General features: G+C 60.5%; 9 protein-coding genes and 1 tRNA gene. 4 read left to right on the forward strand and 6 right to left on the reverse strand.

The features are described 5' to 3' along the window. Positions 1–21: 21 nt before the first annotated feature. Complete coding sequence (locus tag OMR58_RS21335) at positions 22–975, reverse strand: alpha/beta hydrolase (RefSeq protein WP_264546866.1); 954 nt, start codon at positions 973–975, stop codon at positions 22–24. Next, entirely contained in the window at positions 972–1691 is a 720-nt protein-coding gene (locus OMR58_RS21340; RefSeq protein WP_200563645.1) for a GntR family transcriptional regulator, read from the reverse strand. The genes OMR58_RS21335 and OMR58_RS21340 overlap by 4 nt, the downstream gene beginning before the upstream one ends. Before the next feature lie 193 nt (positions 1692–1884). On the opposite strand from OMR58_RS21340, the gene OMR58_RS21345 reads away from it, so the two are divergent. Continuing rightward, entirely contained in the window at positions 1885–3045 is a 1161-nt protein-coding gene (locus OMR58_RS21345; protein WP_264546873.1) for an ABC transporter ATP-binding protein, read from the forward strand. 153 nt (positions 3046–3198) lie between these two features. Here the strand turns inward: OMR58_RS21345 and OMR58_RS21350 are convergent, their stop codons facing one another. Both OMR58_RS21350 and OMR58_RS21355 read right to left on the reverse strand, forming a co-directional pair. Beyond that, the gene (locus tag OMR58_RS21350; protein WP_264546867.1) at positions 3199–4476 is read right to left on the reverse strand and encodes a DUF445 domain-containing protein; all 1278 of its coding nucleotides are present in this window, start codon (positions 4474–4476) and stop codon (positions 3199–3201) included. Between the two features lie 7 nt (positions 4477–4483). Then, positions 4484–5986, reverse strand: coding sequence for a helicase HerA-like C-terminal domain-containing protein (locus tag OMR58_RS21355; protein ID WP_264546868.1), 1503 nt, complete (start codon positions 5984–5986; stop codon positions 4484–4486). A 234-nt stretch (positions 5987–6220) separates the two neighbouring features. Between OMR58_RS21355 and OMR58_RS21360 the strand changes: the two genes are divergently transcribed. Together OMR58_RS21360 and OMR58_RS21365 are read left to right on the forward strand one after the other, a co-directional pair. Next, positions 6221–7000, forward strand: a complete 780-nt coding sequence (locus OMR58_RS21360) for an acetoin reductase (protein WP_105592991.1) — start codon at positions 6221–6223, stop codon at positions 6998–7000. A gap of 98 nt (positions 7001–7098) precedes the next feature. Next, entirely contained in the window at positions 7099–7719 is a 621-nt protein-coding gene (locus OMR58_RS21365) for a LysE family translocator (protein ID WP_264546874.1), read from the forward strand. A 33-nt stretch (positions 7720–7752) separates the two neighbouring features. Here the strand turns inward: OMR58_RS21365 and OMR58_RS21370 are convergent, their stop codons facing one another. Beyond that, entirely contained in the window at positions 7753–8559 is an 807-nt protein-coding gene (locus OMR58_RS21370) for an alpha/beta hydrolase (RefSeq protein WP_264546869.1), read from the reverse strand. A 172-nt stretch (positions 8560–8731) separates the two neighbouring features. Continuing rightward, on the reverse strand, positions 8732–9247 hold the full coding sequence (locus OMR58_RS21375; RefSeq protein WP_264546870.1) for a DUF2501 domain-containing protein: 516 nt from the start codon (positions 9245–9247) through the stop codon (positions 8732–8734). A gap of 274 nt (positions 9248–9521) precedes the next feature. Here OMR58_RS21375 and OMR58_RS21380 point away from each other — a divergent pair. Continuing rightward, a tRNA-Leu gene (locus OMR58_RS21380) sits at positions 9522–9606 on the forward strand. Positions 9607–9760 lie beyond the last annotated feature (154 nt).

The raw sequence follows: 9760 nt of genomic DNA on the forward strand, positions 1-9760 counted from the left end.
GCTGTAGGGTTCAGTCGCGATTTATCGCGTCAGGTGATGCCAGGCATGGGCCGCCTCCTTGTGTGCCGTCACTGCCGCAGGCAGGCGCAGGGTCATCTGCATAAAACCGTGGACCACGCCGGGGACGATGCTCAGGCGATCGTCTCGTCCCAGCGCGTGCAGGCGGGCGGCGAACAGCTCGCTGTCGCTACACAGCGGATCGATTTCTGCCGCATTCAGCCACAGCGGCGGCAGCGCCTTCAGCGCCGCATCGCTGGCGTGCAGCGGGGCAATCAGCGGCTGCTGGCGCGCCTCCGTATCCGGTTGATACCAGTGCCAGTAGCGCTGCATTTTCTCGCGGGTCAGACCGGGGCCGCTGGCGAACTGCTGGTAAGAGGCGGTGGTAAAATCCGCGCCGTACACGCCGTAAAACAGCAGGCCGCAGCAGGGGCGAACGGCGTCTTCCGGCAGTGAGAGCATCAGCGCCACGGCCAGATTGGCCCCGGCGCTGTCTCCGGCCAGCCCCAGACGCTGGCGGTCCAGATGCGGGAACAGCTTGCCGCTGCTGAGCTGCTGCCACAGGCGCTGCGTGTCCTCCAGCCCGGCGGGATAAGGGTGTTCCGGGGCCAGGCGATAATCAAACAGCAGCACCGGCACGCCGCTTTCGACGGCCAGCACCCGCGCACTGCGCTGGTGACTGGCGGCGCTGCAAAACGCCCAGCCGCCGCCGTGAACGTAGACGATCGCCCCAGGCCCGGCGTTTTCCGGGGTGTACAGCGTACCGGTAATCGTCGGTTTCCCGGCTTCCTGCAGCGTAAACGGCGTCACCTGCGCCATCGGCGGCAGCTGCTGATTCCAGCGCCGGTTGCCGCGCTCCGCCTGCGCCCGGCCCTCGGCGGGGGAGAGCGTGGTCGGGTCCGGCAGCCCGGCATCTTCCTGCTGGAGTTCTCGCAGCAGCGCGCTCATCTCCGCTGAAGGTACACCGCTCAGGCTCATAGCATTTTCCCCGCGTCCGGCTGGGTCAGGTCCGGCCCGAAATCAACGGCTGTGCGAATATGGTGCGACAGGCAGGCGACCAGCGCCGCGCTGTCCCCGCCGTCGATGGCGTCGATCAGCAGGTGGTGGCGTTCGGCGCTGTCCAGCAGCCGCGAGGTGTCGCCGCCGCCGCAGTGCAGAATTTTATAACGATGGTTGTGCACCAGGCAGCGCTTGAGGATCGGCTCCACGTTGGGCAGCTGCGCGCAGCTGTAAAGCCGCAGGTGGAATGCGCGGTCGTAGCAGGAGAGCAGGTATTCATCCCCGGCGCGGGCGGCGGCGATCATCGCCTCGATATCCTTCAGCAGCAGGGTGCGCAGCTGGGCGCGGGCGTCCGCCGTCAGCTCCAGCACGCGCGATACGGCGCGGCACTCAATATCGTGGCGGATGTGGATCATTTCTATCGCTTCCTGTTCGGTGCAGGGCGAGATTTGTGTTCCCCGGTGCGGCTGACGATGAACCAGACCTTCCTGCTGGAGCGCCAGCAGCGCTTCGCGCACCGTGCTCTGGCTGTAGCCAAAGCGCTGCGCCAGATCCAGCTCCAGCACCACCGACATCGGCGGCAGGATGCCGAGCACGATCTGCTGCTGCAACAGCTCGAACAGCGCGCTGCTGCGGCGGCCGATATCGCTGATTTTTCCAGGAAGTGTGCTCAGGTTAAAAGTTTCAATCGCCATTTTTTATTAACACTTGTTTAACGTTATCGATAACGATATTTATACTTACGAACAAAAAACATGCAATGTACGGTTCTGAAAATGTGATCGACCCGGAAAAATAAAAATCGGGAGATGACTTACCTAAACTCTGCATGGTCGTCTGGAAGTCTGCGGTATCCCGGCCATGACCTGGAACGATGAGGCAACAACCATGGCATTGATTTCACTGGAAAAAATTACCAAGCGTTACGAGCATATTCAGGCCATCCACGGTATCGATCTGCATATCGAAGACGGTGAATTCGTCGCCTTTGTCGGCCCGTCCGGCTGCGGCAAAAGCACCCTGCTGCGGATGATCGCCGGGTTGGAGGAGATCTCCGGCGGCCTGCTGCGCATCGGCGATGAGGTGGTGAACCACCTGGAACCGAGCGAAAGGGAGATCGCCATGGTGTTCCAGGACTACGCGCTCTATCCGCATATGACCATCGCGGAGAACATTGCTTTCGGCCTGAAAATGAAAAACAACGATCGTGAAGATACCCGCCAGCGGGTGGAAGAGATCGCTAAAATGCTGCAGCTGAGCCATCTGCTGGCGCGTAAACCTGGCCAGCTCTCCGGCGGCCAGCGGCAGCGCGTGGCGATGGGCAGGGCGATTATCCGCCGCCCGCGCGCCTTCCTGTTCGATGAGCCGCTTTCCAACCTGGACGCCAAGCTGCGCGTGGATATGCGTATTCAGATTAAGCGGCTGCACGCGCTGCTGAAAACCACCACCATCTACGTAACCCACGATCAGGTGGAGGCGATGACGCTGGCGGACCGGGTGGTGATCCTGCGCGAGGGGCGCATCGAACAGGTGGGCACGCCGATGGAGGTGTATAACCACCCGGTGAACAAGTTTGTCGCCGAATTTATCGGATCGCCGCAGATGAACATGCTGGAAGTGGAAGTGCAGCAGCTGACCGGCGGGCCGGTGCTGAAGTTTGGCCGCTGCGAGATCCCGCTGCGCTCGGTTGAGGCGGAGCACGGCACCCGGCTGCTGATGGGCATTCGCCCGGAACATCTGGAGCCGCCGCGCTTTGGCGTACGCAGCGAGCGCATTCCGCTACCGGCGCTGGCCGATGTGATTGAGCCGCTGGGCTCGGATACGCTGGCGCTGTGCCGCGTGGAGGAGCAGGAACTGACCGCGCGCCTGACGCCGGGGCGCGTCAGCCAGCCGGGGGATTTCGTCGAGCTGTCCATCGATCCCGCGCAGATCCACCTGTTTGACGATAACGGAGCGCTGGTGCCGTTTACCCACCTGGACGGCGGGCTGCACACCCCGTTCCTCTACAGCGCGGAGTACAGTCAGCAGCAGATTGCCCGGCACAGCTGAATGGCACATAGCGGCGTGCATCGGCCACGCCTGCCGTTGCGAAAAAGACCCGGTGGAAGCGTGGATTGAAGCAGCGTGGTCCTGTTAAGCCTGCTGTTTTGCTGACAGGCGAATGAGCGCTGCCAGCGAACCCGGTGCTGCTTTATGCGCGGGCTAGATCAGCCGTGGGATCAGCGACAGCAGATAGAGCAGCAGCCCGATTGCACCGCCGACCAGCGTGCCGTTAATGCGGATGCGTTGTAAATCGCGGCCGATATTCAGCTCCACCTGATGGGACATATCGGCCGCGTCCCAGCTTTTGACCGTATCGCTGATATGGCGGCTGAGGAAGTCGGAGAACTCCGGCGCCACGCCCGCCGCCGCCTCTTCCAGATGCTGGTTCAGGGAGCTTCGCAGGGTGGCATCCTGCATCAGAGTTTCGCCGAACCACTGCCCGGCGGCGCTGACCTTCGCGTGCAGGCGGGAGTCCTCGCGGCTGAGATCCTCCTTCAGCCAGCCGCGCAGATCGCCCCACAGCTGGGCGATATAGCCGTTCAGCGCCTCGTCCTCTTTCAGATAGCGCTTTACCTCTTCGGCCTTCTGCGCCATTTCCGGATCGGTTTTCAGCCGCACGATCAGCCGCTGCACCGCGCGGTTAAAGCCCTGGCGCAGCGCGTGGGTGGGATCGTTTTCGATCTCGTTGAGAATCGACTGCACCGCGCTGGCCGCCAGATCGGCGCTCTTTTCCCCCAGCCACTCGCTGGGCAGCACTTTTTCCTTCAGCGGATGCTCGCGCTTCAGCCAGCGCACCACCTGCAGGGCGATAAATTCGTGGGTACCGGGGCGGTTGATCAGCTGTAACACCTGGGCGAGGGCGTCATCCAGCAACTGCTGGTGGCGGTTATTTTTGGTCAGGCTTTCCAGGATCAGCGCCGACGACTGGCTGAGATCCACCTTGTCGATCGCCTTATGAATCGCCTGACGCATAAACTGCTGAATGCGCCGATCGTCGGCCAGATCGAGGAAGCCGCGCACCAGCTTGAGCAGGTAGCCGCTGAGCCGCGCGGCGTTTTCCGCTTTACTCAGCCATTCGGCCACGATCCGTGCCGGATCGTGGCGGCGGATCAGCTCCAGCAGCGAACCGGTGTTGAGGAATTTATCCTGCACGAACAGCGCGAGATTATCGGCGATGCGATCCTTGTTGCGCGGAATGATCGCCGTGTGGCGACCGACCAGCGGGATCGGCACCCGGCGGAACAGCGCGCTGACCGCGAACCAGTCCGCCAGCGCGCCCACCATCGACGCTTCGGCCACCGCCTTCAGCCCGCTAATCCACAGGTTCGATGGGTAGTACAGCGGCCAGATCAGCGTGGCGATAAACAGCAGCGCCGCGCCCCCCAGTAACAGCAGCGGCAGGCGCTTTGCCTGCCTCAGTTCACGTTCTTTATCCATAAGCTCCTTACTTCTTCCTGCCACCCATAATACTGCCCAGCACGCCGCGAATAATCTGGTTGGTGATCTGCCGTGCGGCGCTTTTCGCCACGCTCTGCACCACGCCGTCGCGCTTGCCGCCGCGCGGCCCGGTGCTGCCGAACAGAATATCCTTCAGCCCGCCGAGAATACCGTCATCCACTGCCACGCTGTTGCCTTTGGCCGGTGGGGCGCTCGCTCGATCGCTGGCCTCCTGCGCGCCCTGCTGCAGTTTTTCCCACGCGGATTCGCGGTCCAGCACTTCATCATACTTGCCGGAGAGCGGCGAGTGATTGATCAGACCGTTGCGTTCGTCATCGGTGACCGGACCCATCCGCGATCCGGGGGCGATCACCATCGCACGCTGCACCATCGACGGGCTGCCTTTCTCATCAAGGAACGAGATCAGCGCTTCACCGGTACCCAGCTCCTGAATGGCGGTGACGGTATCAAAGGCGGGGTTGGCGCGCATGGTGTCAGCTGCAGCCTTAACCGCTTTCTGATCCTTCGGCGTAAAGGCGCGCAGGGCGTGCTGCACGCGGTTACCGAGCTGGCCGAGCACCATATCCGGGATATCCGCTGGGTTCTGCGACACAAACCAGACGCCCACGCCCTTCGAACGGATCAGGCGGATCACCTGCTCGATTTTATCCAGCAGCACCTGGGGCGCATCGCTGAACAGCAGGTGCGCCTCATCGAAGAAGAACACCAGCTTCGGCTTATCGAGATCGCCCGCTTCCGGTAGCTGCTCGTAAAGCTCGGACAGCAGCCACAGCAGAGTGGTGGCATACAGCTTGGGCATCTGATAGAGCTTTTCGGCGGCTAAAATATTGATGATGCCACGCCCGGCATCGTCGGTGCGCATCCAGTCGCGGATATCCAGCATCGGCTCGCCGAAGAAGTATTCCGCTCCCTGCTGTTCCAGCGCCAGCAGCCCGCGCTGGATGGCCCCGACCGAGGCGCTGTTGATATTGCCGTACTGGCTCTGGAAGGCTTTGGCGTTCTCGCCGATGTACTGGGTCATCGCCCGCAGATCTTTAAAATCGAGCAGCAGCAGCCCCTGGTCATCGGCCACGCGGAAGATGATTTGCAGCACGCCGCTCTGCACCTCGTTGAGGTTCAGCAGGCGTGCCAGCAGCAGCGGGCCAAGATCGCTGACCGTGGCCCGCACCGGATGGCCGCGCTCGCCGAAGATATCCCACAGCACCGCCGGATTGCTCTGCGGCTCCCAGTCGGTGACGCCGATTTTGGCCAGCCGCGCGCTGAGCTTCTCGGAGCTGACGCCGTTCTTCGCTACCCCGGTCAGGTCGCCCTTCACGTCCGCTAAAAACACCGGCACGCCGATGGCGGAGAAGCTTTCGGCAATTTTTTGCAGCGTGACGGTTTTCCCGGTGCCGGTTGCGCCGGTGATCAGCCCGTGGCGGTTGGCAAAGGCGGGCAGCAGATGCAGCAGTTGTTCAGGGGTTCGGGCAATCAGCAGCGGCTCGGTCATAGTCAGGTATCCATCTGGTTGAAAGGCGGGTGATTATCCTTCAAGCATAGCAGGCAGCCCCCGGCAGAAGTAAAGCAAGTCCGTGCAGACGTTTTCACTGCCGCAACACGCGTAGACTTATGTAAATCCAGATTATCAATCGTAATGCATCCAATAGCACAAATTACCATAGGCATAAAATGATAAGCGGACTAATGATCGGGGCTGGTTTATTCATCTGATAAGGGTAACGCTATGTCAATTAATGGAAAAGTGGTCCTGGTAACCGGCGCGGGTCAGGGGATTGGTCGTGGAATTGCATTACGACTGGCACGCGACGGGGCAGATATTGCACTGGTAGACCTGAACGACGACAAAATTAAACTGGTGGCCGAAGAGGTAAAAGCGCTGGGCCGCCGTGCTATCACCATCAAAGCCGATATCAGCGTGCGCGAAGAGGTGTTCGCGGCGGTGAACGAGGCGGAAAAACAGCTCGGCGGCTTTGACGTGATCGTCAATAACGCCGGGATCAGCCAGACCAAAAACCTGCTTTCCGTCACCCAGCAGGAAGTTGAAAAGATCTTCCAGATCAACGTGCAGGGCACGCTGTGGGGCATCCAGGCTGCGGCCAGCAAGTTCAAAGAACGCAAGCAGAAGGGCAAGATTATCAACGCCTCTTCCATTGCCGGTCATGAAGGCTTTGCGCTGCTCGGCATCTACTCCGCCACCAAATTCAGCGTGCGCGCGCTGACCCAGGCGGCGGCGAAAGAGCTGGCGGCGTTCGGCATCACCGTTAACGCCTACTGCCCGGGCGTGGTCGGCACCGATATGTGGGTGGAAATCGACAAACGCATGTCCGAAGAGACCGGCGCGCCGCTGGGTGCCACCTACGATAAATACGTTTCCGGCATCGCCCTTGGCCGCGCTGAAACCCCGGACGACGTGGCGGCGTTTGTCTCCTATCTGGCAGGCCCGGATTCTGACTACATGACCGGCCAGGCACCGCTGATCGACGGCGGTCTGGTATTCCGTTAATCCTTCCTTAACCGTCGGCAACTTTATCTTTGCGATGGGGTTGCCAGCCGTCCGCCTCTCTCAGTAAGTTAGAAGGCTAACTATGAGGGAGGTGAATGATGGATGCAGCGGTATTATCGGTAGTCTCAATTGGTGCAGCGCTTGGGCTGGGTGCGATGAGCCCCGGCCCGAGCTTTATTCTGGTGGCGCGGACCGCCGTGGCGTCATCGCGCCGTGCGGGCATTGGTGCCGCATTAGGGATGGGGGCGGGGAGCTTCCTGTTTGCCATTATCGCCCTCGCCGGGCTGCACACGCTGTTGAGCGCCGTGCCGACTCTGTGGCTGGTGCTGAAAACCGCCGGTGGTCTCTACCTGCTGTGGATGGCGTATAAAATGTTCCGCGGCGCACGTCAGCCCCTGGCGCTGGATCTGCCAGGCAGCAACGGTAAAACTGCCCGCCGGGCCTTCCTCACCGCGCTGACCACTCAGCTGAGCAACCCCAAAACCGCCGTGGTATTCAGCGGCGTGTTTGCCGCACTGCTGCCGCAGCAGATTTCCTTCAGCATGTATCTGGCGATCCCGCTGGTGGCGATGATGGTCGACGGGCTGTGGTATCTGTTTGTGGCCTTCGCGCTGTCTTCTCGCGGCCCGCGTAATACCTATCTGCGCTTTAAAGCTCCGCTCGACCGCTTGGGCGGCGGCGTGATGGCGCTGCTGGGTATCCGGCTGATTGTGAAGTGATGGATAGCGGGGAGCAATCCTCCCCGCTGTGATTCAGCCCAGCGCGCGCACGATAAATCCGCTGACGCGGCGCAGCACTTCATCCCGGTTGGTCTCATTAAAAATCTCATGCTGCGCACCGCTGTACAGCTCGCGGTCAAAATCACTGCCGCGCAGCTTATTCAGCGTCTGCTGGCTCTCATTCGGCAGCACCAGCTTATCTCCCTCACCGTGCAGCCACAGCGTTGGCAGACTGCCGAAGCCCGGCCCGTGATGGATGGTGCTCAGCATGTCGCACATCGCCCCCAGCGTGGCCCGCTTAAACGGCCCGTGCCACACCAGCGGATCGGCCTGATATTTCGCGCCGACCTCGGGATCGCGCGACAGGGTGCGGATATCCAGCGGCGTATCGGGAATGTCTGCCAGCCCAAACATATCGCTAATCTGCGTGTGCTCGCCCAGCAGCGGACCGGAGAGCACCAGCGCGCGCACCTCATCGGCAAAGCGCTGCACATAGCGGGTGGCGATCATCCCGCCCATCGAATGGCCGATAATCACCAGCGGCAGATCGGGGAACTGCTGACGCACCGAGACCACCGCCAGGTGCACATCGTCCACCACCGCTTCGTAATCTTCAATCAGCACGCGCTCGCCCTGCGACAGCCCGTGGCCGAGATGGTCGGGGCCGAACACATAGCCGCCCAGCTGATTCAGCTTCTCCGCAACGTGATGATAGCGGGCCAGATGCTCGCCGTAGCCGTGAACCAGCAGCACCAGAAAACGCGGCTGCGGTACCGGCCAGTGGTGCAGCGCGATATCGCCCAGATGACCAGAGAGGTGACTTAATCGGTAATCAGACATGATGTTGACCTTATTATTTTTAGCCAGGGAAAATCATCCTGACGACTGTCGATGCGGCTGTCTTTGACTATTAATGCCGGATGCGATCCGCAGCCATAAAAAAGGGCCGCATAGCGCAGCCCTAAAAAGTGCGGGGAGGGGACAGCCTCACCGCCATAATAAGCGTGGTTCATTAAGAGAGAAACTTCCACCCCTGCTTTAAAACTAAATCGCAGGCCTTGGTTTTCACCTGCTTGCCGAGCTGCGTTTCGCCCAGCGATTTTAGGTTCACCTGCTGATTGTTGCCGGTGTTTAGTAGCCCCAACAGACCCTGCTGATAGTCGGTGGACTGCTGCTGCTTCTGCGTATCCTGCAGGCCCAGCTTGCCGAGCAGCTGTTCCTTCATGGAGGAGACGTTGTTATCCACCAGATTGTTCTTCATGCAGTACTGCAACACACCGGCGGCGTTGGTCATGGTGCCTGCGCTCAGCGACTGGCTGCCGCCGTTCAACAGCCCGGCCAGCGCGGTTAACGACGTGCCGTTCTGCGCGGTGGTATCTTTAGCGGTGCCGCTGCCGCTCTCTGAACTTTGCCCCAGCGCATTAGCGGCGGAACTTAACTGATCCTGCCAGCTGGTGGCACCGGCTGCTGAGGTGAAGATGGCGCCGGAAAGGGAAAGCGCCATTACCAGGTGGGTAACTTTCATCATGATTGTGCCTTGTTAACGTTCTGTCATATCACTGGCCGCATGCAAACTGCCGTGCGGTAATTGACTGTTCCGACTGCCAAAACGCGGCCGAGTTCCGTAAGCGCAACGGCAGCCACAGTTAATGGTTAAGGATTGAGAGTAATCTGGGGTGGGGCGGGAATTCTCGCCGGGCTTCGCTGGATTTTTCAGCACTTGGTAACGATGGGTAAGGATTTGAGTTGCGTAAAAAGGGGGTAACGGTATAATCGCCAACGTTTTCCGCATACCCTTCAGTGCCGAAGTGGCGAAATCGGTAGACGCAGTTGATTCAAAATCAACCGCCGCGAGGCGTGCCGGTTCGATTCCGGCCTTCGGCACCATAGATTGAGTATGAAAATTAAAGCTACCGTAAGGTGGCTTTTTTGTTTTTGAAAATTAGCCCCATAGGGCGATGTAGTGTAAGTATCCCGCTAAAACGTCCCATTCACTTTTAGAGATCTTCCGGCATACTGATAACGTTGCCCCGAGGAGATC

The sequence above is a fragment of the Erwinia sp. INIA01 genome (assembly GCF_025947915.1).
Taxonomy (GTDB): Bacteria; Pseudomonadota; Gammaproteobacteria; order Enterobacterales; family Enterobacteriaceae; genus Erwinia; species Erwinia coffeiphila.